The following is a 25,772-nucleotide window of genomic DNA, read 5'->3' as shown; positions in this document are numbered from 1 at the left end:
CCTTTCGAGTCAGTGTTTGAGGATCTTGCCGAGAAAGTCTTTGGCGCGGTCGGACTTCGGGTTGGTGAAGAACTCCTGTGGTTCGGCTGCTTCGACGATCGCTCCGTCAGCCATGAAGACCACCTGATTTGCGGCCCCACGCGCGAAACCCATTTCGTGGGTGACCACCACCATCGTCATGCCTTCTTTGGCGAGCGACGTCATCACGTTCAGGACCTCGTTGATCATCTCGGGGTCCAGTGCGCTTGTCGGCTCGTCGAACAGCATGACCTTGGGGTTCATCGCCAGCGATCGTGCAATCGCCACGCGCTGCTGCTGCCCACCTGACAGCTGCGCGGGGTACTTGTCGGCCTGGTTGGCTACCCCGACGCGCTCCAGCAGCGCCATGGCGGCCTCGCGGGCCTTCGCTTTGGACGCCCTGCGCACCTTCATCGGCGCCAGCGTGACGTTGTCGAGAATTGTCTTGTGCGCGAAGAGGTTGAACGACTGGAACACCATGCCCACGTCGGAACGCAACTGCGCCAGTTGCTTGCCCTCGGCGGGCAGGACCTGACCGTCAATCGCGATGGTGCCCGAGTCGATTGTCTCGAGACGGTTGATGGTGCGGCACAGCGTCGACTTGCCGGAACCCGACGGGCCCAGCACGACGATCACCTGTCCGCGGTCCACAGTCAGGTTGATGTCCTGCAGCACGTGCAGGCTGCCGAAGTGTTTGTTGACCGCTTGCATCGAGATCATCGGCACGACACTCGGAGTTGGATCGACCTCTTTCACTTCCGACCCGCCTGCCGCCATGGGTGCAGACCTTACCCAGGTAGCGCCCAGCGTGCTCAGAACTCGTCAATCCGCTCGAATCGCCGGGCTGACCTGTCCGTACCATGAAGCAGTGACTTCTATGGTGACGCGAGAGGCGGCCGCGGGCAGCGGTGTTCGCTCGTCGGACGCCGTCGCCTCCTCGCGCGAGCGCTCGTCGGTGCGTACCTATCAGGTCCGCACCTACGGTTGCCAGATGAATGTCCACGACTCCGAACGTCTGGCGGGGTTGCTGGAGGCGGCGGGGTATCGCAAGGCCCCTGAGGGTTCGGACGCCGACGTCGTCGTATTCAACACCTGTGCGGTGCGCGAGAACGCGGACAACAAGTTGTATGGCAACCTCAGCCATCTCGCGCCGCGCAAGAACGCCGAACCCGATATGCAGATTGCCGTCGGCGGGTGTCTGGCTCAAAAAGACCGCGACGCGGTACTGAAGCGGGCTCCGTGGGTCGATGTGGTGTTCGGCACCCACAACATCGGCTCGCTGCCCGCGCTGCTGGACCGTGCGCGGCACAACAGGGCCGCCCAGGTCGAGATCGTCGACGCGCTGGAGGAGTTCCCCTCCGCTCTGCCCGCGGCGCGCGAGTCCGCCTATGCCGCATGGGTGTCGGTGTCCGTCGGGTGCAACAACACCTGCACGTTCTGCATCGTGCCCGCATTGCGCGGCAAGGAGGTCGACCGCAGGCCCGGCGACGTGCTCGCCGAGGTGACTTCGCTGGTCGACCAGGGTGTGCTGGAGATCACCCTGCTCGGCCAGAACGTCAATGCGTACGGCGTCTCCTTCGCCGACCCCGACGAGCCGCGCGACAGGGGAGCGTTCGCCAAACTGCTCCGCGCCTGCGGACGCATCGACGAGCTGGAACGGGTGCGCTTCACGTCGCCACACCCCGCCGAGTTCACCGACGACGTGATCGAAGCGATGGCCGAGACGCCCAATGTCTGCCCCACACTGCACATGCCGCTGCAGTCGGGCTCGGACCGGATACTGCGGGCGATGCGCCGCTCGTATCGCGCCGAGCGCTACCTCGGCATCATCGATCGGGTGCGTGCCGCCATCCCGCACGCCGCGATCACCACCGATCTCATCGTCGGATTCCCGGGTGAGACCGAGGAGGACTTCCAGGCCACGCTCGATGTCGTCGAGCGTGCACGATTCGCCAGCGCGTTCACCTTCCAGTACTCGAAACGGCCCGGCACCCCGGCTGCCGACCTCGACGACCAGGTGCCCAAACACGTTGTGTCCGAGCGGTATCAGCGGCTGATCGAACTGCAGGAGCGCATCTCACTGGAGGAGAACAGCGCGCAGATAGGCCGCACCGTCGAGCTACTGGTCGCCACCGGCGAGGGGCGCAAGGACGCCGCCACCGCGCGGATGTCCGGGCGGGCCCGCGACGGCCGGCTGGTGCACTTCAACCCCGACGGTCTGCCTATCCGCCCGGGCGACGTCGTCACGACAACGATCACCGGCGCCGCGCCGCATCACCTCATCGCCGACTCCGCCATCGGTTCCCATCGCCGCACCAGGGCGGGCGACGCTCATGCCGCAGGTGATCGCCCCCGCACCGGCGTCGGCCTGGGCATGCCCGGCATCGGCGCCCCAGCCGAGCCGCTAGTGTCGACCGGATGCAGCCGGTGAGTAAGCCAGAAAACGGCGAGTTCGAGAGTTTCAAGGGCGACATCGAGGCGGCCGAGCGCCGTGTTGCGCGTGAAATCGACCCCGGCGCACGGGCGTTGGTCATCGCGATCGGTGTGTTCGTGCTGCTGTTGTCGTTCGTCCTGCCCCACACGGGCAGCGCCAAGGGACTCGACGTCCTCATCAGCAGCGACGTTGCGGTCCGCGAAGGGATCACGCTGCCGTCGCGAGTGTTCACCTGGCTGGCCCTGGTATTCGGCGTCGGCTTCTCGATGCTGGCCCTGCTGACACGCCGGTGGGCGCTGGCGTGGATCGCGCTGGCCGGGTCGACGGTGGCGTCGCTGCTTGGTCTCCTGGCGGTGTGGTCACGGCAGACCGCACCCGGCGGCTATCCCGGCCCAGGCATCGGACTGGTCGTCGCCTGGCTGGCGGTCATCGTGGTGACCTACCACTGGGCGCGCGCGGTGTGGGTGCGCACGGCCGTCCAACTCGCCGCCGAGGAGGAGCGCCGCCGCTACGTCGCCGAACAACAGCGCAAAGGTCTGCTCGACGGCCTCGACGACGACAAACCCAAGGACTGATGAACCGCCGAGTGGCCGCTTAGCGCGTGCAGTGAGCCCTTAGCGCTTGCCCAGAGACTCGGCCGCGGCGTCGGCCCACTGGCGCCACTGCTCAGCGTTGGCCCGCGCCTGCTCCGCGTCCTTCTCCCGACCGGCGGCAGCGGCCTTCTCGGCCTGACGCTCGTATTGTTCTGCGCGAGCACGGAATTGATCGGCGCGCGCCTTGGCCTCGGGATCCACCCCACCGGTCGGGGCGTCGCGTACCTTCTTCTCGATAGCGCGCAGCCGGCGTTCCAGATCGGCACCCCGCTCGCGCGGCACCTTGCCGATCGCGTCCCATTTGTCGCCGATCGTCCGCAGCGCGGCCCTGGCCGCGTCGAGGTCGCTGGTATCGATCCTCTCGGCTTCCGCGAGCAGCTTTTCCTTCGCGTCGGCGTTGGCGCGGAACTCGGTGTCGCGCTCGGCGTTCGCGGCATTGCGTGCCGAGAAGAACGTGTCCTGCGCCGCCTTCAGCCGCTGCCACAGCGCGTCGTCGACGTCCTTCGCCGCGCGTCCGGCGGCCTTCCACTCGTTCAGCAGATCGCGGAAGGCCGCAGCCGTCGGGCCCCATTCCGTGGAGTCGGCCAGCGCCTCGGCTCGTTCGCAGAGCGCTTCTTTGGCCTGCCGTGCGCCGGCACGTTCGCGGTCGAGGTCGGCGAAATGTGAACCCCGCCTGCGGTTGAACGCTTCGCGTGCCGCGGAATAGCGCTTCCACAGCGCGTCGTCGGACTTACGGTCCAGCCCGGTGATCGTGCGCCACTCGTCGAGGATCTCGCGCAACCGGTCGCCGGCGACCTTCCACTGCGTGGAGTTGGCCGCCAGCTCCTCAGCTTCAGCCGCCAGCGCTTCCTTGCGTGCAACCTGGGCAGCGCGGTGCTCCTCACGCTTGGCTTTGTCGGCTTGGGCGGTTTCGTCGGCATGTTCGACGATGGTCGCCAACCTTGCGGCGACGGCGTCGACGTCGCCAAGAACGTGGGCATCGGCCAGTGTCTCGGCCAGCGCGGCCGCCGCCGCCTTGATCTTGCGGGCGTCGCCGGTGCCGGACTCGAGTCGGCTCTCCATGAGAGCGACTTCGGTGTGCAGATCGTCGAAGCGCCGGCCGAAGTGTGCGAATGCCGCTTCGGTGTCGCCCGCCTGCCAGGACCCGATGACGCGTTCACCCGAACCGGTGATCAGCCATACCGTGCCGTCGGGGTCGACCCTGCCGAACCGGTGCGGGTCACTGCTGGCGGGCGCCGCGATGGTCTGCGCCGGCTTGCCGGGGCGCGGTGTGGGCCGCGGCGGTCCCGGCCGCGGTGTGGGTCTGGGCGGGAGAGACCCGGACGCGGGTTCGGGTGAGGAGGCCTGGCCTCCTGGCTCGCTGATAGTCATTTTCGTTTCTCGTACCCTCCACGCGGTTTTCCGCGCACCTGCCGCGCGACGCGGCGCCCGATAGCTGTCTCTTTCGCACGCTATTCAAACAGGTCGCCCCGCCGTGTGCGCACGGCTTTCACGTTGCGGTCTGCCTACGCTCTGATCGACGACAAGGAAAGGAGCCCGATGACCGCGCTGGAAGGACCGCGATGAACAAGGCGGATATCGCCGCCCTGCTCGCCCTCGGCGCCGCGCTGTTCATCGCGATCGGCGACGTCATGCACCAACGTCAGGCCCAGGAGGTGACCGACGAACAGGTCAGTCACGCCGCACTTTTCCTCCACCTGTTACGCGATCGCCGGTGGTGGCTGGGCAGCCTGGTCGCCGGGGTCGGATTCGGCCTGCAGGCTGCGGCGCTGGGCTTTGGTTCCGTGCTCCTCGTGCAGGCGCTGTTGGTGACCTCGCTGTTGTTCGCGCTGCCGATCCACGCCCGGCAGTCGCACCGGCGGGTGACGCGGTGGGAGTGGACGTGGGCGATACTGCTCGCCGCCTCGGTCGCCGTGATCGTCACCGTCGGCAACCCGACCGCGGGCCATTCGCGGGCCTCGTTCGAAACCTGGGGCGCGGTGGTCGCGGTCCTCGGACCGGTGCTGGTGGCGTGCGTGATCGCAGGCAGCATGCTCAACGGCCCGATCAGCGCGGTGCTGCTGGCGGTGGTCTCCGGCGCCCTGTGGGGCGTGTTCGCGGTGCTGACGAAAGGCGTGGTCGATCGCCTCGACGACGGCCTGCTCAAGCTGCTGGTCACTCCGGAGCTGTATGCGTGGGCGATTATCGCGATCGCGGGCACCGCGTGGCAGCAGTTCTCGTTCCGCGCTGGATCACTGACCGCGTCCCTGCCGACGATGACGGTCACCGAACCTGTGGTCGCCTCGGTGTTAGGGGTGGTGGTACTGGGGGAGACGTTGCGGCCCGGCGAGGCGGGCTGGCTGACCCTGATCGTCGCGTTCGCGGTGATGGTTCTCGCCACCGGCGCACTGGCCCGTGGCGAAGCGGTCGACGCGGACCAGCATGCGACACAGCATTAGCGTGGTCACGTGCTGAGCGCCATCGCGATCGTCCCGTCGGCGCCTGTCGTGGTGCCCGAACTGGCCTCGGGTGCGGCTGCTGAACTGGCCGACCTGCGCGAGGCGGTGTTCACGGCCGCCGCGGGACTGCCGACTCGATGGATCGCCGTCGGCGTCGGACGCGGCGATGCCGATGTCAGACCGCCGCTGAGCGGGACATTCGCCGGCTACGGCGTCGATCTGTCGATCAAGTTTTCAGCGGATGCGCCGGACGCGCCCATCGAACTGCCACTGTGCGCGTTGGTAACAGGCTGGCTGCGTGGACAGGTCAAGCCCGAGGCGACGGCCGAGGTGCGGGTCCACGACGGCGACCACAACGTCGATGTGGCGCTGGACTGCGGCAGGCGGCTGCGCGCCGAGATCGACGAAGCCGCCGACTCCGTTGGGGTGCTCATCATCGCCGACGGTGCGAACACCCTGACCCAGCCCGCGCCCGGCGGCTACGACCCGGGTTCGATTCCCGTGCAAGCCGCCCTCGCCGATGCACTGTCCGCGGGCAACGCTGCGGCCCTCGCGCAGCTGCCGGAGACGATCGTTGGCCGGGTGGCGTATCAGGTGCTGGCCGGACTCGAACCCGAACCGCGGTCAGCCAAGGAGCTCTACCGAGGCGCGCCCTACGGGGTCGGCTATTTCGTGGGCGTCTGGCTTCCATGACGCGACCGATCGCGATCGTCGGCCCGACGGGGACCGGGAAATCGGAGCTCGCACTGGCGGTGGCCGAGCGCCTCGGCGGCGAGATCGTGAATGCCGACGCAATGCAGCTCTATCGCGGCATGGACATCGGGACCGCGAAGCTGACGGTCGCCGAGCGGCGCGGCATCCCGCACCACCAGCTCGATGTGCTCGAGGTGACCGAAACGGCCAGCGTGGCCCGCTACCAGCAGGCCGCTGCCACCGATGTGGAGGTCATCGCGAGTCGTGGCGCCGTGCCGGTCGTGGTCGGCGGTTCGATGATGTACGTCCAATCGCTGCTCGACGAATGGACCTTTCCCGCGACAGACCCCGCGGTGCGCGCCAAGTACGAAGAGCGTCTCGCCGAGGTCGGCGTCAGCGCCCTGCACGGTGAGCTCGCCGTGGTGGACGCCGACGCGGCCGCGTCGATCCTGCCCACCGACGGACGTCGCATCGTGCGCGCGCTGGAGGTTGTCGAGTTGACGGGCCAGCCGTTCGCCGCGTCGTTCCCGGCGATCGGTGCTCCTCGATGGGACACCGCGATCGTCGGACTGGATTGGGAGACAACAGCTCTCGACCAACGCCTGACCCAGCGGACCGACAAGATGTTCCACGACGGACTGGTGGACGAGGTCCGCGGACTTTTGGACTGCGGCCTGCGCGACGGTGTGACGGCGGGCAGGGCACTGGGGTACGCGCAGGTGATCGCTGACCTCGATGACGGCGGCGACGGGTCGGCGGCGCGGGAACCCACATTCGTCGGAACCCGCCGCTACGTGCGCAGGCAGCGGTCGTGGTTTCGCCGCGACCACCGCATCAGCTGGCTCGACGGTGCGGCCGACGGCGCCGTCGAGGAAACGCTGCGCATCTGGCGAGACGTATCCTGAACAGGTGAAGTTCGCCAAAGGGCACGGCACCCAGAACGACTTTGTGGTGCTGCCCGACCCGGAGGGCAGGTTGACGCTGATGCCTGCCGCGGTGGCCGCGCTGTGCGACCGCCGGCGGGGTATCGGTGCCGACGGCGTGTTGCGGGTCACCAGGGCGGCGGCCGCACAATCGGCGGGCGTTTTCGACCGGATCCCCGAGGGCGTGGCGCCCGATGACTGGTACATGGACTACCGCAATGCCGACGGATCGATCGCCCAGATGTGTGGCAACGGGGTCCGGGTGTTCGCGCACTACCTGCGTGCCTCCGGGCTGGAGAGCCGGGATGAGTTCGTCGTCGGATCGCTGGCGGGACCGCGTCCGGTCGTGCTGCACGACTGGGGCGCCACCGGGGCGGACGTCACCGTCGAGATGGGTAAGGCCAGCCAATTGGGTGTCGGCGAAGCGATTGTGGGCGGCAGGCCGTTCGCGGGCTTGGCGATCGATGTGGGCAATCCCCATCTGGCCTGTGTCGATCCGGTCATGACGCTCGACGACCTGACGGCGCTCGACGTCGCGGCACCGGTGTCGTTCGACCGTGCGCAGTTCCCCGAGGGCGTCAACATCGAGGTGTTGACGGCGCCGATGGATGGGGCGGTGTCGATGCGGGTACACGAGCGTGGTGTCGGTGAGACCCGGTCCTGTGGCACCGGAACCGTCGCCGCCGCCGTCGCAGCGCTGGCGTACGACGGCTCGAGCACCGGCCAATTGCGGGTGCGCATCCCCGGAGGGGACGTGACGGTCACGGTCACCGAGGCATCCAGTTACCTTCGTGGCCCTTCGGTCTTGGTGGCCGACGGCGAACTGTCCGAGGAATGGTGGCGTGCTGTCCAGCGTTAATTCACGTGCATTGGCATCAATGGCCGTGCCACCCTGTATTCGCTTATGACGTATCCCAAATTTCCAGTCAACGAGACACCCAGCGCGGGTGAACTCGCCCTTGAAGACCGCGCGGCGTTGCGTCGTGTGGCCGGTTTGTCGACCGAGCTTTCCGACGTCTCAGAGGTCGAGTACCGCCAGCTTCGGCTGGAACGTGTCGTGCTCGTCGGCGTGTGGACCGAGGGCAGCGCCGCGGACGTCGACGCCAGCATGGCCGAACTCGCCGCACTCGCCGAGACAGCCGGTTCGGAGGTGCTAGAAGGACTCGTGCAGCGCCGTGACAAGCCGGACCCGTCGACCTACATCGGCTCGGGTAAGGCGCAGGAACTGCGCGAAGTGGTGCTCGCCACCGGTGCCGACACGGTGATCTGCGACGGTGAGCTGAGCCCTGCCCAGCTCAATGCGCTCGAGAAGGCCGTCAAGGTCAAGGTGATCGACCGGACGGCGCTGATCCTCGACATCTTCGCTCAGCACGCGACCAGCCGCGAAGGCAAGGCGCAGGTCGCGTACGCGCAGATGGAGTACATGCTGCCGAGACTGCGAGGTTGGGGTGAGTCGATGTCTCGACAGGCCGGCGGTCGCGCCGGCGGGGCCGGTGGCGGTGTGGGTACCCGCGGACCCGGCGAAACCAAAATCGAGACCGACCGCAGGCGCATTCGCGAGCGAATGTCCAAGCTGCGCCGCGAGATCAAGGACATGAAGAAGATCCGCGACACCCAGCGCAGCCGCCGGTTGGCCAGTGACGTCGCGTCCATCGCAATCGTCGGTTACACCAACGCGGGCAAGTCCAGCCTCCTCAACGCACTGACCGGTGCGGGTGTCCTCGTGGAGAACGCATTGTTCGCCACGCTCGAACCGACAACGCGCCGTGGGGAATTCGCCGACGGCCGGGCGTTCGTCTTAACGGACACAGTCGGGTTCGTGCGACATCTGCCGACTCAGCTGGTGGAGGCGTTCAGGTCCACTTTGGAGGAGGTCGTGGACGCCGACCTGCTGGTGCACGTCGTCGACGGTTCCGACGTCAACCCGCTGGCCCAGATCAACGCCGTGCGCCAGGTGGTCAACGAGGTGATCGCCGAACATGACAGCAAGCCCGCGCCAGAGTTGGTGGTGGTCAACAAGATCGACGCGGCCGACGGCCTCTCGCTGGCGCAGCTTCGTCGGGCGCTGCCGGAAGCGGTGTTCGTTTCCGCGCACACTGGAGAGGGCCTGCCCCGGCTGCAGCAGCGGATGGCAGAGCTGATCGCTCCGAAAGACGCCGTGGTGGACGTGACGATCCCCTATGACCGCGGCGATCTGGTCAACAAGGTTCATGCCGACGGTCGCGTGGACGCCACCGAACACACCGCCGAAGGCACGAGGATCAAGGCTCGCGTGCCGATTCCGTTGGCCGCCAGCTTGAGCGACTACTCAACGTTCTAGGGCGCGTGTCGTTAGCATCGGCGCCATGGTGAGACTCGATCCCTTCCGGAACCCGCGTGTGCGTGACGATTTCATCGCGAAGTACGACGCCGTCGTCGGGGACTGGCCCGTCGATTGCGAAGAGCGCGATCTCAATACCGAGTTCGGTACGACGCACGTGATTGTGAGTGGCCCGGAATCCGCGCCGCCGCTGGTTCTTCTGCACGGGGCATCCGCCACCGCGACGATGTGGGGTCCGGTCATCGAGACGCTCAGCGCGACGTACCGATGCTACTGCGTCGACACGATCATCGAAGGCAACAAGAGTGTTGCCAATCGGAGGATCCTGGGAACGGCCAAGCTCGTCGCGTGGCTGCGCCAGGTGTTCGCCGCGCTCGACGTTGAGCGAGCAAGGGTCGTCGGCCTCTCCTATGGCGGATGGCTTGCGGCCAACTTTGCGCTGCAAGCGCCCGAAATGGTCACTCGTCTTGTATTGCTGTGTCCTGCAGCGACATTCGCGCCGATCGTTCTGCAGTTTTATCGAGGTGTGTTCTCGGCCAGCCTGTCGCGCTCGCCGGATCGGGCTCGCGGTTTCGTGCAGTGGTTGTCGAGCACGCCAGATGTGCACACCGATCCGGCGGCGGATCTGATCGTCACCGCGCTGCTTTCCAACAAACCCGTGCCCACCGGGCTGACGCCACCGACGGTGCTCTCCGACGACAACCTGAGGCGGATCGCGGTGCCGACAACGGTTCTGATCGGAGATCGCGAAGTCATTTACCGCGGCGGTCCGCACGCCGCGATTGCCAGGGCGCAACGGCTGATCCCCGACGTACGAACGCATCTCTTACCCGGCGCCAACCACATGCTGACGGTCGACTGTCCGAAAGAACTCGGGAACGAGGTGCTCACAGCATTGGCTTGAAGCAGCCGAAAGGTCCCCGAACTCATGAGAACTCGGGGACCCCTCGGTGAGTTGATGTGGAGCGAGCTAGTTCTGCTCAGCCTCTTGCCGCTTCTCGGCTGCCTTGGCTGCACCGCGGGCGGCCTCGGCTTCGGCTTCCTTCTGGGCGGCGTTGCGTTGCGCGTCGGCCTTGTCCTGCTGGGCCTGCCCTTCGCGGTACAGGTCGTCACGCCCGGCGACCGCGCCTGCAACCTCTTTGACCTTGCCCTTCACGCCTTCGACGACGCCCTTGATGGCTTCTTCGGGTCCGCTGTTTTTGTCCGACATTCGTTGTCCTCCTTGCTGAGGGTCAGGTGGCCCATGAGTGCCCCCAAACGCCGCTTTGCTAAACCCGCACGGCTACACCGTGGCTCACGTCACATTGCGGTGTGGAGTCGGCCGGCTTCGGCATAGCCGCCGCGGCAACGGAACTCACGAACGTCGAATCGAACCCGATCGCCGCGCACCGTGACCGGCAATTTCGTTTGCAATGAACTGGGAACCCCTCGCGCAGAAAGTCGCGATTTCATTCCACACCGAAGTTCTCGTATCCGGTCGTCGGACAATTCTATTCGGCGCTTCGCAGCGCAAGATGCGGAGCTTTTGCACCTCGCCGGGGTATTTTCTCTGCCAGAGTTTGCGTGTGTTCCTTGGTTATTAACGTCATCTGACGGAAAGTGGACGGGCGCGATGCTTTTCGTGGAATTTGCGCCGACTGCGGGAGGGTCAATGATCGGGCAGCAGAGTCGGCGCCGAATGGTGCGCAATCGACTCGCAATCAGTTTGCTGGCAGTGACGATGGCTGTATTGCTCGCACCCGTTGCAGCGGCGCAGCCGGAGGCCGATGCGAACGCCGCGATCACCGCTGCGTGGGAGGCCAGCGGCGGTGATGGCGGCACACTCGGGCCCAGGAACGGCGACGTCTACCCGGCCGGCTCGGGTTTCGGCCAGAACTTCGCTGGCGGCAAGATCTTTTTCACCCCGGAAACGGGTGCCCGCATCATGCAGGGCGCAATTTTGGAGAAGTACGAGTCTCTCGGTGGCCCCGCCGATGGCGACCTGGGATTCCCCACCATCGACGAGGGACCAGGACGGGCCCCCGACAGCCGCAACACCACGTTCAGTGCGTCCGACAAGCCGGTGATCTTCTTTACGCCCGCGACCGGCGCACGTGTGGTCCGTGGACCGATCAACGCGGCCTGGGACAAGCTGGGTGGCTCAGCGGGGACACTAGGGGTGCCGGCCGAGGACGAGGTCTACAAGGGTGACGTCGTCTCCCAGGCGTTCACCGGCGGTGAGCTGTCGTACGACATCCGGAAGAAGACCTTCACGACAGTGCCGCCGGAGTTGGCGGCAGAGTTGGGTGACCTCCAAGTTCCTGACGATCCCGCTGCGGCGATCAACGCCGCGCGGCGTGCCGCCGGAGGGCCGATGGGTCCGCTGGGCGCGTCTGACGGTGCGCCGTACTCGGTCGGCAAGGACGGACTGAGGCAGAACTTTGCCGGTGGCGCGATCTTCTACACGCCCGCCACCGGTGCGAACGTCGTGACCGGGCAGGTGTTGGCCAAGTACGAGAGTGTGGGCGGGCCGGAAGGGGATCTCGGGTTCCCGATCACCAGCGAGGTCGACGGTGGTCTGGCCACCGCAAGCCGCATGTCCAGCTTTGCGGCGGACGACAAGCCGGTCATCTTCTGGACGCCGGACCACGGCGCGGTGATCGTGCGGGGCGCGATGGCAGCGGCCTGGGAGCGACTTGACGGTGCGAAGGGCACGTTGGGTGCGCCGATGGCCGATCAGACCGAGGCCGGCGACGTCGTCACGCAGCGCTTCACCGGGGGTGTCATCTCATGGGACGGCGCGAAGAACACCTTCAGCACTGAACCGGCGAATCTGGCGTCTGAGTTGTCCGGTCTCGACGTGCCGGGACAGAAGCCGCGTGACGAGGCGCCGAGCAACCCGCAGGCCTCAGATTCCAAGGGCGACAAGTGGTTCAAACCGAGCTTGTGGTGGCTGCTGGCGCTCGTGCCGGTGGTCATTCTGATCGGTGGGGTCGTGCTCGCACTGATGCTGCGCCGGCGCAGGAAAGAAGATCCTTTCGCGCCCGACGATTCGTATGCGATGCAGGACGTCCGGTTCAGCGGCGACGCCGATGCCACGTACGGCACGGCAGGCGCCCCTGATCGGGCGACCACTGACGACGAGTACGCCGCGGCGATGTTCGGCGATCGGTATACCAGCGGGGGATTGGGCTCGATCCCGCGCGGCAGCGATGATCTGACGCCGGACGTTGCGCCCAAAGATGAAGATCTTTGGGGTCTGCCATCGCCGGTATCGAGCATTTCAGAGGGCAGTTCGGAGAGCCCGGTAGAGATGGGCGAGCCGCCCGCCTCCGAGGACGAGCCGGCCAATCTGGAAGAGCCGGACGAGTCCGGCGAGGACGACGACCCGGACGCGGTCGACACCGCGCCGACTCGCATACAAACCGCCGAGGCGGCCATCGCCGCAGCCGCGGCGGCCGCAGCGGTCAAGCGCGATCCGTTCACCGATACCGGACGCCATGCCCGGATCGAGATCGACGACGAACCGCCGACACAACACGTGGCCTTCCTGGTGCCGCTGGACGACCCGAACGAGGCGCCGGAGGGCTATCCGATCAAGGCGAATACGAAGTCAGGTGTGTACTGGGCGCCCGGCAGTCCGTCGTACGACGATGCCAGCGCTGAAATCTGGTTCGCGAGTGAGGAACTCGCGCGGGTGAACGGCTTCGTCACCGACGCTGAGGCCCGCTAGATCTTGCGGATCACCGTCACGACCTTGCCCAGCACGGCAGCATCGTTGCCGGGAATCGGATCGAACGCTGGATTGTGCGGCATCAGCCACACCTGACCGCGCGTGCGCTTGAACGTCTTCACCGTCGCTTCGCCGTCGATCATCGCGGCGACGATGTCACCGTTGTCGGCGACGTTCTGCTGACGAACGACCACCCAGTCGCCGTCGCAGATCGCTGCGTCGACCATGGAGTCGCCGACCACTTTGAGCAGGAACAGCGAGCCCTCGCCGACCAGCTCGCGCGGTAGTGGGAAGACGTCCTCGACGGCCTCTTCGGCCAGGATGGGCCCACCCGCGGCGATACGGCCCAGCACCGGTACGAATGTCGGTTCCGGCAGGGCGTCCGAGCCCGCGACGTCGGTGGCGATGATCGAGGCGCCGCTGTCGGCACCGCGCACGTCCACGGCGCGCGGCCGGTTGGGATCGCGGCGCAGATAGCCCTTGCGTTCCAATGTGCGCAATTGATGGGCCACCGACGAGGTCGACGTCAGTCCGACCGCATCGCCGATTTCTCTGATGCTCGGGGGATAGCCGCGACTGGTCACCGAAGCGCGGATCACGTCAAGGATGGTGCGTTGACGCTCGGTGAGCCCCGTATCGAGCCCGCCGCGCCCGCCGGTGCCGTCCGTGCCACCCGGGGTATCGCTGCTGGAGTCCATGGCGCAAAGGTAGCCCGTGACCGACGATTAATCAAACATGTGTTCGAGGCGTGTCGCACGACCGCGAGGTCGCAGGTCCGCTCGCCGGGACTTGTCGGTGGGTGCCGATATCGTTTGGCAACAGTTCGATCACATGTTCTATTAATCGAACACCTGAGCGAGTATGTTCGAACACAAGAGCGAACGACCTTGTACCGGAAGGCAGACAGATGACCATTCTCGACACACGGGAAATCCAGGCAACATCGGTGGTCAGGCCGGTGAACCGGCCGACCGGAGCACGGCGTCGGCCGCAGTCGCGGCGGCCCGGCGGCGCACCGATGCGGTACCGCAGCTCCGGCGTCCTCGTCTCGCGCGCTTCGCACCGGCGCCGGCCCATCACCCCGGTCACCACAGTCCTGCTGGCGATGGTCGCCGCAGGTATCACCGTGTGGCTCGGATTGGTGGCGCAGTTCGGCGGTGTCGTCGGCGAATCGGCCCCCGTGCCGGATCGGCTCGCAGTGGTCCAGGTGCAGACGGGCGAGACGCTGCAGCAGGTGGCGGGCCGGGTGGCACCTGACGCGCCGGTGAGCCGCGTCGTCGACCGGATCCGCGAACTCAACCAGCTCGACACTGTGGCGATCCACGCCGGCCAGACGCTGATCGCGCCGATCAGCTGACGGTGCATTGTGAGCGGTGAAAATGTCGGCCGCACAAAGGCATTCGGCGGGACAGCTACCGGATATGTCCCAATCAACACGAACCTGGGCTCGCGAACTGCCACGCAGGTACGCTCAGAGGCGTTCGAGTTGGTTGTCTGGTGGTGCGGCGAAGGAGCGGTGATGCACTGTCCGTTCTGTCGTCATCCCGATTCCCGAGTGGTCGACTCGCGGGAAACCGACGAAGGCCAGGCGATTCGCCGCCGCAGATCATGTCCTGAATGTGGTCGTCGCTTTACGACGGTCGAGACTGCGGTGCTCGCGGTGGTCAAGCGCAGCGGGGTCACCGAACCGTTCAGCCGGGAGAAGGTCGTCAAGGGCGTGCGCCGCGCCTGCCAGGGCCGCGCGGTTGATGATGACGCGTTGAACCTGCTCGCCCAGCAGGTGGAGGACGCCGTGCGCGCCACGGGCTCGCCCGAAGTCCCCAGCAATGAGGTGGGTCTGGCTATCCTGGGCCCACTCCGTGACCTCGACGAGGTCGCCTATCTGCGCTTCGCCTCGGTATACCGCGGATTCACGTCGGCAGAAGACTTCGAGCGGGCCATCGAGGAGCTGCGCGAGCACCAGAAGTCTCCGCAGCCGGCCCAGAGCTGAACTGGCGCCTCAGTCGATCTGTTTCGTGCCGTCGCTGACGACGCGCCCCGCGACCCGCACCCAGCCCTCGGGGCTCCATTGGGTGGAGATCCTCGACCCCTTGCCCTGCACGATCTCCAGATCGCGGCTGAGGTAGTCGGTGATGCGTACCGCTGCGGCACCGGTGGCCTCGTCCTCCGGGACGCCGAGATCGGCGGCGAACATCCGGGAGCGGATCGTTCCGGCGGATTTGTCGAGCCAGGTCCACAGGTAATGCTCGGTCGCATCGGCGTAGTCGGACGGATCTGCCGCCATCAGGTCGTCGACTGAATCAAGGTCGTAGATCGCGAAGCCCGGCGCCCATTCCGAACGCGCACTCACCGCCGTCAGTTCGTCGTCATAGCTGACCTGCACGACGCCGGCGGGAACCCGCAGTGTGTTGATCGCGAATCCCTGGTCGCGCAGCCACCATGACGCGCCAACTGTCGGGTGTCCTGCGAACGGCAGCTCGACTGCCGGTGTAAAGATGCGGGCGTGTGCCGTATTGGAGCCGCTCTCCGGCAGATCGACGAATATTGTTTCGCTATAACCCAATTGGGTGGCGATGCGCTGGCGGTCAGAGGGCTCGACAGTGCTGTTGTCGACAACGCCTAGCGGATTTCCGTAGTTGCCTTCCGCGTCGGTGAATACCCGCAGAACCGTTACGTCGATGGCCATGGCCCGATGCTACCGAGGCGGCGCCGGCGTCCTCAGGTCGCGCTACGCTCGTCGTGATCCATGGCGTCGAGAACGGCGACTCGCGTGTCGACCGGGCCGGAGATCGCACCCTCTTCGATGCCGGTGCGCAGCAGTCCGCGCAGATAGTCCTGGTCGTAGACCGCGGGATCGGTGGAGCAGATGAACTGCTCGAGAATTTCGACGAAGCGATCGGGGTCGTCGTGGAACGGGAAATGACCGGAGCCGTCAAAAATCTCCAGCCGTGAGCCGGGCATCGCGGCATGTGCCAGGCGGGCGTGGCTGACCGGTATCACCGAGTCGGCGCTTCCCCAAATCAATTGCACGGGAACGGATTGCGTCAAATAACATCGGTCGAGCATTGTGACGACTTGGCCGCGCCAGTCCACTACGGCGCGCAGGGTGCGCGCGAAGGCCGACGATGCCGTCGGCTCCGGCAGATCCGCGAGGATCCGGATCACGTCGGGAATATCGCGGCCCAGACCGGTCGATCCGAACATCGCTCCGGCCACACGGCCGACGACCTGCACCGCCGGCAGCACCAGCGGTAGGCGCAGGAACGCGAGCGCCTCGCTGCCCATGGGCAATGAGGCGACGCGCAAGGCGATGTTGACATCCTTTGTCACGCCGCCGGCGCCAACGAGGATCAGTCGATCGACCAATTGGGGGAACTGGTAGGCGAACTGCATCGCCACGCCGCCACCCAATGAATGACCGACGACGGTGACCCGATCGATGTCCAGGACACTCAACAGGTCGCGCATTCCGTTGGCGTAGGCGGCCACCGAATAGTCGGCGCGAGGCTTATCAGACTTGCCGTGGCCCAGCAGATCTGGCGCGATGACGGTGAATCGCTGGGCCAATTTGGACTGGACCGTGCTCCACGTGGTCGAGTTGTCGCCGATGCCGTGAATCAGCAGGATCGCTGGTCCAGAGCCCGCGACCCGATACGCGCGCCGGTACCCGTGGATGGTGCGGTACTCCAACTCGGGGGTGAGTTCCCGAACCGGGCGCAGGTTGGGCGATCGCGCGGCCATTGCGACAACTTAGCGGCCCGTTCGGATGGGCGCTATCTGGCGTCGTCGTCCTTGCCTCTGTCCTGTTGCCGGAGGAAGCGCTCGAACTCTGCTCCCAGTTCGTCGCCGCTGGGCAGATCCTCGTCGTGGGCCAGCAACGACCGGTTCTCCTGCGCCGCGGCGAACGCGTCGTACTGACGCTCCAACGCGGTCACCACCTGAGCCACTTCAGTGCTGCCCTCGACCTGCTCGTTGATCTTCTGCTGAACCTCCGCGCCCGCGGCGTCCAGCGCCTCCACAGGGATCTGTAACCCTCCGGTCTTCGCGACCTCGGCCAGCAGCACCTCCGCGGCCGCGGGGTAGTCGGTCTGAGCCAGATAGTGCGGCACGTGCACGGTGAACCCGACGACCTCGTACCCGTGCTGAGACATGCGGAACTCCAGCAGGTTCGACACGCTCCCGGGCACCTGCACCTCGCCCACCCAGGGCTGATGTTCGGCGATCAGCTCCTTGTTGTTGGAGTGCGCCGTCAGGGTGATGGGGCGGGTATGCGGCACCGCCATTGGGATGGCCCCCAGACCGATCACCCGGCGCACGCCGAGCCGTTCGGCCAGCAGTCGCACCGCCGTCAGGAATCGCTCCCACCGCAAGTCCGGCTCCATACCGGCGAGCAGCAGAAACGGCGTGCCGACGCTGTCATGCATCGCATAGAGGCTGAGCTCGGGGTCCTCGTAGTGGGTGAAGTGGTCAGTCTTGAAGGTCATCAGTGGGCGCCGCGACCGGTAGTCGAGCAGTTCGTCGATAGCGAACGAGGCCACCAACTCCGTGTCGAGGGTGTTCCGCAGGTGCTGAGCGGCCAGTTTGATGGCGTGGCCTGCGTCGGAAAAGCCCTCGAGCGCATGGATCAACACAGGTCCTCGGCCGTCCGCCGACGTCAGCTGCGGAGCCGGAAACTCCAGTTCGTACATGCCGGTGTGGTCCGGTTGGTAGCGCTGCTCAGGTTGATCTGCGTCATCCGCCATCTTTACGCCTCCTCGACGGTGTGAAGGCGATGATCGCCTCCGCATCGTGACAACCAGTGTGGCCCATGTTGCGTTCCCGCAATGCCGGACCCCAACCAACCCAATGGAGGGAACTAGTGGCGAAACTGATTCAGAGCGCGCAGTTTGTTCATCACGTCCAGCGCCGCGACCTTGTAGGCCTCCGAGAACGTGGGGTAGTTGAAGACCGCGTCGACGAGGTATTCGATGGTGCCGCCGCACCCCATCACGGCCTGGCCGATGTGGACCATCTCGGTCGCGCTGGTGCCGAAGATGTGGACGCCCAGCAGCTTCAGGTCATCCGTCGAGACCAGGAGTTTGAGCATGCCATAGGAGTCGCCGGCGATCTGGCCGCGTGCCAGCTCGCGGTAGCGCGAGACCCCGACCTCGTACGGCAGGCATTTCTTGGTCAGCTCCACCTCGGTGGCGCCCACGTAGGACACCTCAGGGATGGAGTAGATGCCGATCGGTTGCAGGTCGGTCATGCCTTTGGCCGGTTCGCCGAAGGCGTGGTACGCCGCGAGCCTGCCCTGGTCCATCGATGTGGCTGCGAGCGCGGGAAAACCGATGACATCGCCGACGGCGTAGATGTGGTCGACCTTGGTCGCGAAATTGCTGTCGACGGTGATGCGCCCGCGGGGGTCCGTCTCGAGACCGGCATTGGCCAGATCGAGGTGTTCGGTCTGCCCCTGTCTGCCCGCGGAGTACATCACCGTCTCCGCGGGGATCTGCTTGCCGCTGGCCAGCGTCGTGACTGTGCCCGCGGCGCCGACGTCGACGGCGGTCACCTCCTCGCCGAACCGGAACGTCACGGCGAGGTCGCGCAGGTGGAATTTCAGCGCCTCGATGATCTCGGGGTCGCAGAAGTCGAGCATGTCGTTGCGCTTTTCGACGACGGTCACCTTGGTGCCGAGGGCGGCAAACATCGAGGCGTACTCAATGCCGATCACGCCGGCACCGACGACCACCATCGTGGCGGGCAACGACTTCAGGTCGAGGATGCCGTCGGAGTCCAGCACGCGTTCTTCGTCGAACTCGACGCCGAGCGGGCGCGCCGGCTTGGTTCCGGTGGCGATCACGATGTATTCGCCGCTGACGGTCGTGCGCTCACCGCGGGTGGGCTCCTCGACCAGCACCGTATGCGCGTCGATGAACCGTCCGTGGCCCTGGATGAGGTCGATTCGGTTGCGCATCAGCTGCGACCGCACGACGTCCTGTTCCTTGCCGATGACATGGGAGGTCCGTGCGAGCAGGTCGGCCGGGGTGATCTTCTCCTTGACGCGGTAGCTCGCGCCGTAGAGCTCGCGCTGGCTCATTCCGGTGAGGTAGACGACGGCCTCGCGCAGAGTCTTGGACGGGATGGTCCCGGTGTTCACGCACACACCACCGAGCATTCGGCCGCGTTCGACGACCGCGACCGTCTTGCCAAGCTTTGCGGCCGCGATCGCGGCCTTCTGGCCACCCGGACCCGATCCGATGACCACCAGGTCGTACTCGAGCATGGAACCCATGGGATCAAGATGTACGCCGGTTGCGCAGATCTCGCACGCTGACGGGCAGCAAGACCACGTGAAATTAATCGTCCGTTAGGCAACCCGGGTCATCTACGCGCGCCTGACCGTTGAGGCGGCCGACCGGTGAGACGATGACGCCGATGGGTGACACGCTGTCGCGGGGCCTGCGCGGGTGCACGCTGCTGATGACCGCGGCGTTGCTGGTCGCATGCAGCCGGGTGGTCGTCGGGGCGTCGCAGCCAGTGGCCGTCGCCGCCGACAAGGCCCCGCTCCCCGTCGCGCAGCTGCTCATCGAACCCGATCACTTCCCGCCGCAGTATCCGGCTGCGGTGCTCGACGACGCCTCGCTGGAACGAGCGCTGCAGGACATCGACGGTGTCCCGATGGGAGCTGCGGTGACTCCGCCGACCTGCACGCCGCCGGCGCTGTGGCATAGCGAGACGGTGGGCGTGCAAGGTGTCGACAGCGCGACTGCGGGCAGGCTGATCGTCACGGTGACCCGGCCGGCCCCGGCGTTGAGAATTCGGCTCGATCAACTGCGCGGATGCCCCTCGTTCGATGTGGGCGTGGGTGAGGAGGCGTCAACGGTGGACGTGACGGTGCTGCCCGCGCCGCCGGTTGACGCCGACGACGCTTATGCCGTCGAGCAGACGGTGACGACCCCTGAATCCGAGCGCACGGTGATGACGTTCGCGGCCCAGATCGCTGACACCCGAGTCAGTGCCAGCTGGTTGCAGGACCCTGCGGTGGACGACGCCGACACGTCGTCGCTGGACGCCCTGTTCCGGGACGCGGTGGTGAAGCTGCGCCGCGACGGCTAGCCCGTTCATCCCCAATCACGCATTCATCCACACGGTTGGCCCCTGCGGCGTTGTGATGCCTTCGGGGAGTCTGCGGCTGGAACAACGGTGGGGACATGACACCGCAATCGCCCGACTTCAGCCTGAACCGCCCCGGCGTCCTGATCGCCGCCCTGCCCGCTGTGCTGGGCTTCGTGCCCGAGAAATCGCTCGTCTTGGTGACGGTCGATCGAGGGGAGATGGGATGCGTTATGCGCGTTGATCTTTCCGATGAACTGAGCGATTCCGTCGAGCACATCGCCGAGGTGGCTGCGGGCGCACAACCCGATGCGGCGATCGCGGTCATCGTCGACGGCGACGGCGCGGGTTGCCGGATGTGCAACGACGAATACCGTCTGCTGGCCGCCTCCCTGGCGATGACACTCGCCGAGCACGACATCGAACTGCTCGCCGCCCATGTCGTCGATCGCGTCGCGGCGGGGGGACGCTGGCATTGCGCCGACGGCTGCGGGAATTCCGGAACCGTCGACGACCCGTCCGCATCGCCGTTGGCCGTCGCCGCGGTCCTGGACGGCCGCAGGCTCTACAGGCGGCGCGTGGACCTGCAGGAGGTCATCGCCGTCGCCGACCCGGCTCGCAGCGCTGGCCTGGCCGCCGCGATCGGAAGCTGTGATGTCGATCGGTCGGACGCCGAGGTGCGGCGTGACGTCGAAATGGCTATGGCTGCAGTCGTATCCGTGGCCGATGGGCAGCCGCTGTCCGACGACACCGCGGCACGGCTGGCGTGCGCACTGACCGACCCGCTGGTGCGCGACACGCTCTACGCGCTGGCGGTCGGCGAGGATGCCGGGCAGGCCGAATCGTTGTGGGCCGAGCTGGCTCGCACCCTTCCGGAACCTTGGCGGGTGGAAGCGCTTGTGCTGCTGGCTTTCTCGGCGTACGCGCGCGGTGACGGTCCGTTGGCTGGGGTGTCGTTGGACGCGGCGCTACGGTGCGACGAGACCCATCGCATGGCGGGCATGCTCGACACCGCACTGCAATCGGGGATGCGGCCGGAGCAGATTCGCGATCTGGCCACGACCGGATACCGGTTGGCCAAGCGATTGGGGGTACGGCTGCCGGCTAGGCGCGCGTTCGGGCGCCGTGCCGGGTGAGGATCTTGGGCGCTAGACCTTCTCGACCTTCACGGCGTGCGCCATGTGATGGGGCAGCTCGACTTGCTCATGGCCGGGGATCACGATCATGACGCCACCGTGGTCGTTCGCTTCCACCGTCACGCGGGCATTGGGCACGACGCCAGCGTCCTTGAGCCGCCCGATCAACTCGACATCGCCCTGTACGTGCTCGGTCAGCTGCCGCACGACGACCGCGACGGGCATGCCTGCGGGCAATTCGGTGAGTCGAACCAGATTGATCTGGTCGGCGCCCAATCCGCCGGCGGCCAGACCGAGCTCAGACAGGCCCGGGATGGGATTGCCGAAGGGGGAGGTTGTGGGATTGTCGAGGACCCGCACCAGGCGGCGCTCGACGTCCTCGCTCATCACATGCTCCCAGCGGCAGGCCTCGGCGTGCACTTCCTCCCACGGCAGCCCGATGATGTCGACCAGCAGCCGCTCGGCGAGGCGGTGCTTGCGCATCACTGCGACGGCCAGGCCGCGGCCCTTGTCGGTGAGCTGGAGGTGCCGGTCACCAGCGACGTGCAGCAGGCCGTCGCGTTCCATTCTGGAGACGGTTTGGCTGACGGTCGGACCACTCTGATCCAGGCGCTCGGCGATACGCGCACGCAGCGGCACTACGCCCTCTTCTTCGAGGTCGTAGATAGTCCGCAGGTACATCTCGGTGGTATCGACCAGATCGTTCATTTCACAACCCTCCGTCACGCAGAGTCTACCGGCCAAGGGGCCCTCAGAGCGCCGCTACGCACGCCGACACGTGCGACGAAGAATGCCCGCCGGCGAACCGGCGGGCATTCGGGGAGACGCTCTTAGCTGGCGTAAGACCGCAACCGGTCGGCGCGTTCGCCGTTGCGGAGCTTGGCCATGACCTCGCGCTCGATCTGGCGGACGCGCTCGCGCGACAGACCGAACAGCTTGCCGATCTGGTCCAGTGTGCGCGGTTGTCCGTCGTCCAGGCCGAACCGCAGGCGGATCACCTGTTGCTCGCGCTCGTCGAGCGTGGCCAGCACGTGGCGGATGTCGGTGTGCAGCAGCTCGGAGATCACCGCGTTCTCGGCCGACATCGCCTCGGCGTCTTCGATGAAGTCGCCCAATGGCGCTTCCTCGTCGCTGCCGACAGGCATGTCCAGGCTCACCGGATCGCGGCTGTGCTCGAGCAGATCAGTGATCTTCTCCACAGGGATACCGGACTCTTCGGCCAGCTCCTCGTCGGTGGCCTCGCGGCCTAGATTCTGGTGCATCTCACGCTTGATGCGGGCCAGCTTGTTGACCTGCTCCACGAGGTGGACCGGAAGCCGGATCGTACGGCTCTGATCGGCCATGCCGCGGGTGATCGCCTGGCGGATCCACCACGTCGCATACGTCGAGAACTTGAATCCCTTGGCGTAGTCGAACTTCTCCATCGCGCGGATGAGGCCGAGGTTGCCCTCCTGAATCAGGTCCAGCAGCGGCATGCCGCGTCCGGTGTAGCGCTTGGCCAGCGACACCACCAGGCGGAGGTTGGCTTCCAGGAGGTGGCGGCGGGCGGCCTCGCCGTCGCGGACGACAGCGCCAAGATCACGTTTGCGGTTCTCGCCCAATCGCTTCCTGGTGGCCAGCAGATGTTGCGCGTAAAGGCCTGCCTCAATGCGCTTTGCAAGTTCAACCTCATCGGCGGCGTTGAGCAAGGCCGTTTTGCCAATCCCGTTCAAGTAGACGCGTACGAGGTCGGCGGCTGGACTCTGGGCGTCCAGGTCGCCCTCGATGCGGGTAAGGGTGGCATTTGCCATGACGGCCTCCTGATCGGGTCGATCTTTCATGAGCTACAACGCTCATCTGCCCGTAGGAGTTCCCACCGATCGGTCGCTTCACACGTTCTGATCAGCGGTTTTCCGCACTCGACCTGAGAATGTGCTGAGAAATGCGCTAGAAAATCCTCAGTCCGCGAAATCGCCGCGCGAATCGCCTTCGCCCGATTGCCGCGTCGAGTGCGCGCGATACTCCAGGGCGGGTCTCTCCGCCGTCGGGAACAACGGGATTCGGCGCGCGGACTCGTATCGACGCGGTTCCTCTGCACGGCGCGGCGGCCGATCGTTGGCGATGAGCACCGCGATCCACGGCAGCGGGATCGACGCCACCAGGATCGCCAGCGAGATGAGTCCGTTCTCCCAAATGCCGTATGCCACCGCGGCGGCGATCAGCGCGGGAATGCGCCAGAACATCAGCGCGAGGTACTTGCGTACCCGCTGGCGGTGCTGGACTTCGTACGAGGGTGCGGCCTGCGTGATCAGGATCGGTCGACCGTCATCATCGAAACTCAGCTCTGGGCCGTGTTTCATACCTCCACTGTTCCACACCGATCGTCTGCTGTACGTGTCGGAATTCTTACAGGCAAAATGGTTGGCATGCAGACCCAGACGATCGAGCGCACCGACACCGACGAACGCGTCGACGACGGGACCGACGACGACGCTCCGAAGTTCTTTCATTACGTCAAAAAGGACAAGATCGCCGAGAGCGCAGTGATGGGTACGCACGTCGTGGCGCTGTGCGGCGAGGTTTTCCCGGTTACGAAGGCCGCCAAGCCCGGGTCGCCGGTCTGCCCGGACTGCAAGAAGATCTACGACAAGCTCAAGAAGTAGCGACGTCGGGACCCGCCGGCGGAGGCGGCAATCCGGCCATCGCGTCCGCGGCCGGCACGGTGTCTTCTTCCCGCGCGGGCGGATCATCGCCGTTACGCGACTCGGCCTTCCGTTTGAGCCACAACCGGACCCGTTTGGCATGCGTCGGGGACGCGGGCCACTCCTCCTGAATCGCGGCGTTCAGTTCCGCGCCCAGCATGATCGCGAACCCGAGGAAGAAGGCGAACAACAGGAACGCGATCGGCGTCGCGAGGGCGCCGTAGGTGTATCCGGTGCTGGTGATCCACGTCAGGTAGAACCGCAGCCCCAACGTCGCGATGAGGAATACCACCGTCGCAAGCACCGAGCCCAGGATGAGCCGATGCGACGGCAGCGGTTCGGGCAACGACACCCGGTACAGGATGTTCACGCTGACGACCAACGTGACGAACAGCAGCGGGTAGTAGCCGAAGGCCAGCGCGTTGTCCCAGCTCTCGGGCAGATGCTCGGCGATCTTGCGCGGGCCGAGCGCGACGAACGGCGCCGCCGCGATGGCCGCCACCAGCATCACCACGTAGAGGCCGAGCGCGAAGAAGCGCTGCCGGACCGGATGGCGCAGCGGGGTCTGGTCATGAGCCTCGACGACGGAGTCGACGAACGACGAGATCGCCGACGAGCCCGCCCACAGCGAGATCACGAAACCGATCGACACGACTTCGCCCCTGGCGCCCTTGACGATGTCGTACACGGTCGGGGCGATGATCTCGTCCACGACGCTGGACGAGAAAAATCGTTCCGCAGTGCTGATCAACTGATCCTGGATTGCCGGCAGTGTCTCCGGGCCGAACAATGGCGCGATGTACGCCAGACTGCCGAGCATCCCCAGCAGCAGCGGGGGCAGGGACAATGCGCACCAGAACGCCGCCTGAGCCGACTCCGAAAAGATCGAATCATCCCAGCTTTTTGAAAGCGTGCGTCGAACGATATGCCTGATGTGATGGCGCGACGGCGGTAGCGGTAGCGGCTGGGACTGGTCGCTCATGTCCAGTCCAGCATTCCTGACGACGGCCCGTCCCGCCTAACGGGGCAGGCCGTCGTGTCGGCGCTCAGACCTCTACGGGGCTCGTCTCAAGAACCGCAGCGAGCTCCACCAGCTTGGCTTCGTGCTCGTTGGCATGGTGTTGGCAGAACAGGAGTTCGCCGCCCGACGGGAGCTTTGCCCGTACGCGAGCCGCGGCTCCGCAGCGATCGCAGCGGTCAGCCTTTGTCAGTTCCGGGCTAATGAGCGTTGCGGTCATGGCACCTCCATCGGTTACTCGCGTATCTCTACTGTCTCAGACGCTTTCGGTTTCGGCCTTGTTCCCTAGGGGTTTACCGGTGTGTCGTGTCTCACCGTTACGCCAAGTTGCCCACGGGTTAGATAGCCGGTATGCGACCCTTGCCGGCTGTGCTGGTCCACATTTGCGGTGCCGAGGAGTGGCAGTCGGCGCAGGGCGACGGTGAGCTTCGGCCTGACTCGCTGGCCTCGCACGGTTTCGTGCATCTGTCCACGCCTGAGCAGGTGCATCTGCCGGCGAACCGGCTGTACGCCGGTCGCACAGACCTCCTGCTACTCCGCGTCGACCCCGCACGCTTGTCCTCTCCGATCCGCTGGGAGCCCGGTGCCCCGAGCGATCCCGATGCGATGGTGTTCCCACATTTGTACGGTTCACTACCTGCGAAAGCTGTGATCACTGTCACGCCGTACGCGCCGGGACCCGACGGCCTATTCGCACCGCTGGCGCAGTAGCGG

28 protein-coding genes are annotated in these 25,772 nt (G+C 66.1%); 15 read left to right on the top strand and 13 right to left on the bottom strand.

Features of this window, described 5'->3' with window-relative positions:
• Window positions 1–9 precede the first annotated feature (9 nt).
• Window positions 10–738 carry an amino acid ABC transporter ATP-binding protein gene (locus ACIA48_RS06145; protein ID WP_396730641.1) on the bottom strand — a complete coding sequence of 243 codons (729 nt, stop codon included), beginning with the start codon at window positions 736–738 and terminating at the stop codon, window positions 10–12.
• Window positions 739–895: 157 nt separating this feature from the next.
• Here ACIA48_RS06145 and miaB point away from each other — a divergent pair, with 157 nt between their 5' ends.
• Both miaB and ACIA48_RS06135 read left to right on the top strand, forming a co-directional pair.
• A complete protein-coding gene (gene miaB, locus ACIA48_RS06140; RefSeq protein WP_396730639.1) occupies window positions 896–2,449 on the top strand; it encodes a tRNA (N6-isopentenyl adenosine(37)-C2)-methylthiotransferase MiaB in 1,554 nt (517 codons plus the stop codon).
• Window positions 2,437–3,027: a hypothetical protein gene (locus ACIA48_RS06135; protein ID WP_396728749.1), complete on the top strand. Its 591-nt coding sequence runs from the start codon at window positions 2,437–2,439 to the stop codon at window positions 3,025–3,027. The genes miaB and ACIA48_RS06135 overlap by 13 nt, the downstream gene beginning before the upstream one ends.
• Before the next feature lie 39 nt (window positions 3,028–3,066).
• On the opposite strand, the gene ACIA48_RS06130 is transcribed toward ACIA48_RS06135, so the two are convergent.
• On the bottom strand, window positions 3,067–4,416 hold the full coding sequence (locus ACIA48_RS06130) for a DUF349 domain-containing protein (protein ID WP_396728747.1): 1,350 nt from the start codon (window positions 4,414–4,416) through the stop codon (window positions 3,067–3,069).
• A gap of 191 nt (window positions 4,417–4,607) precedes the next feature.
• Here ACIA48_RS06130 and ACIA48_RS06125 point away from each other — a divergent pair, with 191 nt between their 5' ends.
• The 6 genes from ACIA48_RS06125 to ACIA48_RS06100 are packed head-to-tail and all read left to right on the top strand — an operon-like array spanning window position 4,608 to window position 10,323.
• A complete protein-coding gene (locus ACIA48_RS06125) occupies window positions 4,608–5,483 on the top strand; it encodes a DMT family transporter (RefSeq protein WP_396728745.1) in 876 nt (291 codons plus the stop codon).
• Between the two features lie 9 nt (window positions 5,484–5,492).
• Window positions 5,493–6,176, top strand: a complete 684-nt coding sequence (locus ACIA48_RS06120) for a hypothetical protein (protein WP_396728743.1) — start codon at window positions 5,493–5,495, stop codon at window positions 6,174–6,176.
• Window positions 6,173–7,081: a tRNA (adenosine(37)-N6)-dimethylallyltransferase MiaA gene (miaA, locus tag ACIA48_RS06115; protein WP_396728741.1), complete on the top strand. Its 909-nt coding sequence runs from the start codon at window positions 6,173–6,175 to the stop codon at window positions 7,079–7,081. The genes ACIA48_RS06120 and miaA overlap by 4 nt, the downstream gene beginning before the upstream one ends.
• A gap of 4 nt (window positions 7,082–7,085) precedes the next feature.
• Complete coding sequence (dapF, locus tag ACIA48_RS06110; protein WP_396728739.1) at window positions 7,086–7,958, top strand: diaminopimelate epimerase; 873 nt, start codon at window positions 7,086–7,088, stop codon at window positions 7,956–7,958.
• A gap of 45 nt (window positions 7,959–8,003) precedes the next feature.
• Complete coding sequence (hflX, locus tag ACIA48_RS06105) at window positions 8,004–9,419, top strand: GTPase HflX (RefSeq protein WP_396728737.1); 1,416 nt, start codon at window positions 8,004–8,006, stop codon at window positions 9,417–9,419.
• A gap of 25 nt (window positions 9,420–9,444) precedes the next feature.
• Complete coding sequence (locus ACIA48_RS06100; RefSeq protein WP_396728735.1) at window positions 9,445–10,323, top strand: alpha/beta fold hydrolase; 879 nt, start codon at window positions 9,445–9,447, stop codon at window positions 10,321–10,323.
• 66 nt (window positions 10,324–10,389) lie between these two features.
• On the opposite strand, the gene ACIA48_RS06095 is transcribed toward ACIA48_RS06100, so the two are convergent.
• Window positions 10,390–10,629, bottom strand: a complete 240-nt coding sequence (locus ACIA48_RS06095) for a CsbD family protein (protein ID WP_396728733.1) — start codon at window positions 10,627–10,629, stop codon at window positions 10,390–10,392.
• Between the two features lie 441 nt (window positions 10,630–11,070).
• Here ACIA48_RS06095 and ACIA48_RS06090 point away from each other — a divergent pair, with 441 nt between their 5' ends.
• On the top strand, window positions 11,071–13,131 hold the full coding sequence (locus ACIA48_RS06090) for a hypothetical protein (RefSeq protein ID WP_396728731.1): 2,061 nt from the start codon (window positions 11,071–11,073) through the stop codon (window positions 13,129–13,131).
• Here the strand turns inward: ACIA48_RS06090 and lexA are convergent.
• A complete protein-coding gene (gene lexA, locus ACIA48_RS06085; protein WP_396728729.1) occupies window positions 13,128–13,829 on the bottom strand; it encodes a transcriptional repressor LexA in 702 nt (233 codons plus the stop codon). The two genes, ACIA48_RS06090 and lexA, sit on opposite strands and share 4 nt — an antisense overlap.
• A gap of 209 nt (window positions 13,830–14,038) precedes the next feature.
• Here lexA and ACIA48_RS06080 point away from each other — a divergent pair, with 209 nt between their 5' ends.
• The gene (locus ACIA48_RS06080; RefSeq protein WP_396728727.1) at window positions 14,039–14,488 is read left to right on the top strand and encodes a LysM peptidoglycan-binding domain-containing protein; all 450 of its coding nucleotides are present in this window, start codon (window positions 14,039–14,041) and stop codon (window positions 14,486–14,488) included.
• 162 nt (window positions 14,489–14,650) lie between these two features.
• On the top strand, window positions 14,651–15,121 hold the full coding sequence (gene nrdR / locus ACIA48_RS06075) for a transcriptional regulator NrdR (protein ID WP_396728725.1): 471 nt from the start codon (window positions 14,651–14,653) through the stop codon (window positions 15,119–15,121).
• 9 nt (window positions 15,122–15,130) lie between these two features.
• Here nrdR and ACIA48_RS06070 read toward each other — a convergent pair whose 3' ends face one another.
• From ACIA48_RS06070 to sthA, 4 genes are all read right to left on the bottom strand, one after another.
• Window positions 15,131–15,817 (bottom strand): PhzF family phenazine biosynthesis protein, encoded by a 687-nt coding sequence (locus tag ACIA48_RS06070; RefSeq protein ID WP_396728723.1) that lies wholly within the window; start codon window positions 15,815–15,817, stop codon window positions 15,131–15,133.
• Between the two features lie 32 nt (window positions 15,818–15,849).
• On the bottom strand, window positions 15,850–16,872 hold the full coding sequence (locus tag ACIA48_RS06065; RefSeq protein WP_396728721.1) for an alpha/beta fold hydrolase: 1,023 nt from the start codon (window positions 16,870–16,872) through the stop codon (window positions 15,850–15,852).
• Between the two features lie 32 nt (window positions 16,873–16,904).
• Window positions 16,905–17,873: a proteasome assembly chaperone family protein gene (locus ACIA48_RS06060; RefSeq protein WP_396728719.1), complete on the bottom strand. Its 969-nt coding sequence runs from the start codon at window positions 17,871–17,873 to the stop codon at window positions 16,905–16,907.
• Window positions 17,874–17,986: 113 nt separating this feature from the next.
• Window positions 17,987–19,393: a Si-specific NAD(P)(+) transhydrogenase gene (gene sthA / locus ACIA48_RS06055; protein WP_396730637.1), complete on the bottom strand. Its 1,407-nt coding sequence runs from the start codon at window positions 19,391–19,393 to the stop codon at window positions 17,987–17,989.
• 152 nt (window positions 19,394–19,545) lie between these two features.
• On the opposite strand from sthA, the gene ACIA48_RS06050 reads away from it, so the two are divergent.
• Window positions 19,546–20,226 carry a hypothetical protein gene (locus ACIA48_RS06050; RefSeq protein ID WP_396728717.1) on the top strand — a complete coding sequence of 227 codons (681 nt, stop codon included), beginning with the start codon at window positions 19,546–19,548 and terminating at the stop codon, window positions 20,224–20,226.
• 95 nt (window positions 20,227–20,321) lie between these two features.
• Window positions 20,322–21,359 carry a DUF4192 domain-containing protein gene (locus tag ACIA48_RS06045; protein WP_396728715.1) on the top strand — a complete coding sequence of 346 codons (1,038 nt, stop codon included), beginning with the start codon at window positions 20,322–20,324 and terminating at the stop codon, window positions 21,357–21,359.
• A gap of 12 nt (window positions 21,360–21,371) precedes the next feature.
• Here ACIA48_RS06045 and ACIA48_RS06040 read toward each other — a convergent pair whose 3' ends face one another.
• The 3 genes from ACIA48_RS06040 to ACIA48_RS06030 all read right to left on the bottom strand — a co-directional run bounded on the left by ACIA48_RS06040 (window position 21,372) and on the right by ACIA48_RS06030 (window position 23,698).
• Window positions 21,372–22,067, bottom strand: coding sequence for an iron dependent repressor, metal binding and dimerization domain protein (locus ACIA48_RS06040; RefSeq protein ID WP_396728713.1), 696 nt, complete (start codon window positions 22,065–22,067; stop codon window positions 21,372–21,374).
• A gap of 122 nt (window positions 22,068–22,189) precedes the next feature.
• A complete protein-coding gene (locus tag ACIA48_RS06035; protein ID WP_396728711.1) occupies window positions 22,190–23,149 on the bottom strand; it encodes a sigma-70 family RNA polymerase sigma factor in 960 nt (319 codons plus the stop codon).
• A 147-nt stretch (window positions 23,150–23,296) separates the two neighbouring features.
• A complete protein-coding gene (locus ACIA48_RS06030; RefSeq protein WP_396728709.1) occupies window positions 23,297–23,698 on the bottom strand; it encodes a DUF3099 domain-containing protein in 402 nt (133 codons plus the stop codon).
• A gap of 66 nt (window positions 23,699–23,764) precedes the next feature.
• On the opposite strand from ACIA48_RS06030, the gene ACIA48_RS06025 reads away from it, so the two are divergent.
• Entirely contained in the window at window positions 23,765–24,001 is a 237-nt protein-coding gene (locus ACIA48_RS06025; RefSeq protein WP_396728707.1) for a DUF3039 domain-containing protein, read from the top strand.
• On the opposite strand, the gene ACIA48_RS06020 is transcribed toward ACIA48_RS06025, so the two are convergent.
• Together ACIA48_RS06020 and ACIA48_RS06015 are read right to left on the bottom strand one after the other, a co-directional pair.
• Complete coding sequence (locus tag ACIA48_RS06020) at window positions 23,991–25,022, bottom strand: YihY/virulence factor BrkB family protein (RefSeq protein WP_396728705.1); 1,032 nt, start codon at window positions 25,020–25,022, stop codon at window positions 23,991–23,993. The genes ACIA48_RS06025 and ACIA48_RS06020 overlap by 11 nt on opposite strands.
• Window positions 25,023–25,086: 64 nt before the next feature.
• Entirely contained in the window at window positions 25,087–25,278 is a 192-nt protein-coding gene (locus ACIA48_RS06015) for a hypothetical protein (protein ID WP_396728703.1), read from the bottom strand.
• 131 nt (window positions 25,279–25,409) lie between these two features.
• Between ACIA48_RS06015 and ACIA48_RS06010 the strand changes: the two genes are divergently transcribed.
• Window positions 25,410–25,769: a DUF952 domain-containing protein gene (locus ACIA48_RS06010; RefSeq protein WP_396728702.1), complete on the top strand. Its 360-nt coding sequence runs from the start codon at window positions 25,410–25,412 to the stop codon at window positions 25,767–25,769.
• Window positions 25,770–25,772 lie beyond the last annotated feature (3 nt).

Source organism: Mycobacterium sp. NPDC051804 (genome assembly GCF_044452905.1).
In the GTDB taxonomy this organism is placed as follows: domain Bacteria; phylum Actinomycetota; class Actinomycetes; order Mycobacteriales; family Mycobacteriaceae; genus Mycobacterium.
Note: the sequence above shows the minus strand (reverse complement) of the source record. Positions and strands in the feature narration are given on the sequence as shown.

Excerpts from the sequence above, each read along its gene's own strand:
- ACIA48_RS06145 (WP_396730641.1), bottom strand. The coding sequence starts at position 738 with ATGATCTCGATGCAAGCGGTCAACAAACACTTCGGCAGCCTGCACGTG.
- miaB (WP_396730639.1), top strand. The coding sequence starts at position 896 with ATGGTGACGCGAGAGGCGGCCGCGGGCAGCGGTGTTCGCTCGTCGGAC.
- ACIA48_RS06135 (WP_396728749.1), top strand. The coding sequence starts at position 2,437 with ATGCAGCCGGTGAGTAAGCCAGAAAACGGCGAGTTCGAGAGTTTCAAG.
- ACIA48_RS06130 (WP_396728747.1), bottom strand. The coding sequence starts at position 4,416 with ATGACTATCAGCGAGCCAGGAGGCCAGGCCTCCTCACCCGAACCCGCG.
- ACIA48_RS06125 (WP_396728745.1), top strand. The coding sequence starts at position 4,608 with ATGAACAAGGCGGATATCGCCGCCCTGCTCGCCCTCGGCGCCGCGCTG.
- miaA (WP_396728741.1), top strand. The coding sequence starts at position 6,173 with ATGACGCGACCGATCGCGATCGTCGGCCCGACGGGGACCGGGAAATCG.
- hflX (WP_396728737.1), top strand. The coding sequence starts at position 8,004 with ATGACGTATCCCAAATTTCCAGTCAACGAGACACCCAGCGCGGGTGAA.
- ACIA48_RS06100 (WP_396728735.1), top strand. The coding sequence starts at position 9,445 with ATGGTGAGACTCGATCCCTTCCGGAACCCGCGTGTGCGTGACGATTTC.
- ACIA48_RS06095 (WP_396728733.1), bottom strand. The coding sequence starts at position 10,629 with ATGTCGGACAAAAACAGCGGACCCGAAGAAGCCATCAAGGGCGTCGTC.
- ACIA48_RS06090 (WP_396728731.1), top strand. The coding sequence starts at position 11,071 with ATGATCGGGCAGCAGAGTCGGCGCCGAATGGTGCGCAATCGACTCGCA.
- lexA (WP_396728729.1), bottom strand. The coding sequence starts at position 13,829 with ATGGACTCCAGCAGCGATACCCCGGGTGGCACGGACGGCACCGGCGGG.
- ACIA48_RS06080 (WP_396728727.1), top strand. The coding sequence starts at position 14,039 with ATGACCATTCTCGACACACGGGAAATCCAGGCAACATCGGTGGTCAGG.
- nrdR (WP_396728725.1), top strand. The coding sequence starts at position 14,651 with ATGCACTGTCCGTTCTGTCGTCATCCCGATTCCCGAGTGGTCGACTCG.
- ACIA48_RS06070 (WP_396728723.1), bottom strand. The coding sequence starts at position 15,817 with ATGGCCATCGACGTAACGGTTCTGCGGGTATTCACCGACGCGGAAGGC.
- ACIA48_RS06065 (WP_396728721.1), bottom strand. The coding sequence starts at position 16,872 with ATGGCCGCGCGATCGCCCAACCTGCGCCCGGTTCGGGAACTCACCCCC.
- ACIA48_RS06060 (WP_396728719.1), bottom strand. The coding sequence starts at position 17,873 with ATGGCGGATGACGCAGATCAACCTGAGCAGCGCTACCAACCGGACCAC.
- sthA (WP_396730637.1), bottom strand. The coding sequence starts at position 19,393 with ATGCTCGAGTACGACCTGGTGGTCATCGGATCGGGTCCGGGTGGCCAG.
- ACIA48_RS06050 (WP_396728717.1), top strand. The coding sequence starts at position 19,546 with ATGGGTGACACGCTGTCGCGGGGCCTGCGCGGGTGCACGCTGCTGATG.
- ACIA48_RS06045 (WP_396728715.1), top strand. The coding sequence starts at position 20,322 with ATGACACCGCAATCGCCCGACTTCAGCCTGAACCGCCCCGGCGTCCTG.
- ACIA48_RS06040 (WP_396728713.1), bottom strand. The coding sequence starts at position 22,067 with ATGAACGATCTGGTCGATACCACCGAGATGTACCTGCGGACTATCTAC.
- ACIA48_RS06035 (WP_396728711.1), bottom strand. The coding sequence starts at position 23,149 with ATGGCAAATGCCACCCTTACCCGCATCGAGGGCGACCTGGACGCCCAG.
- ACIA48_RS06030 (WP_396728709.1), bottom strand. The coding sequence starts at position 23,698 with ATGAAACACGGCCCAGAGCTGAGTTTCGATGATGACGGTCGACCGATC.
- ACIA48_RS06025 (WP_396728707.1), top strand. The coding sequence starts at position 23,765 with ATGCAGACCCAGACGATCGAGCGCACCGACACCGACGAACGCGTCGAC.
- ACIA48_RS06020 (WP_396728705.1), bottom strand. The coding sequence starts at position 25,022 with ATGAGCGACCAGTCCCAGCCGCTACCGCTACCGCCGTCGCGCCATCAC.
- ACIA48_RS06015 (WP_396728703.1), bottom strand. The coding sequence starts at position 25,278 with ATGACCGCAACGCTCATTAGCCCGGAACTGACAAAGGCTGACCGCTGC.
- ACIA48_RS06010 (WP_396728702.1), top strand. The coding sequence starts at position 25,410 with ATGCGACCCTTGCCGGCTGTGCTGGTCCACATTTGCGGTGCCGAGGAG.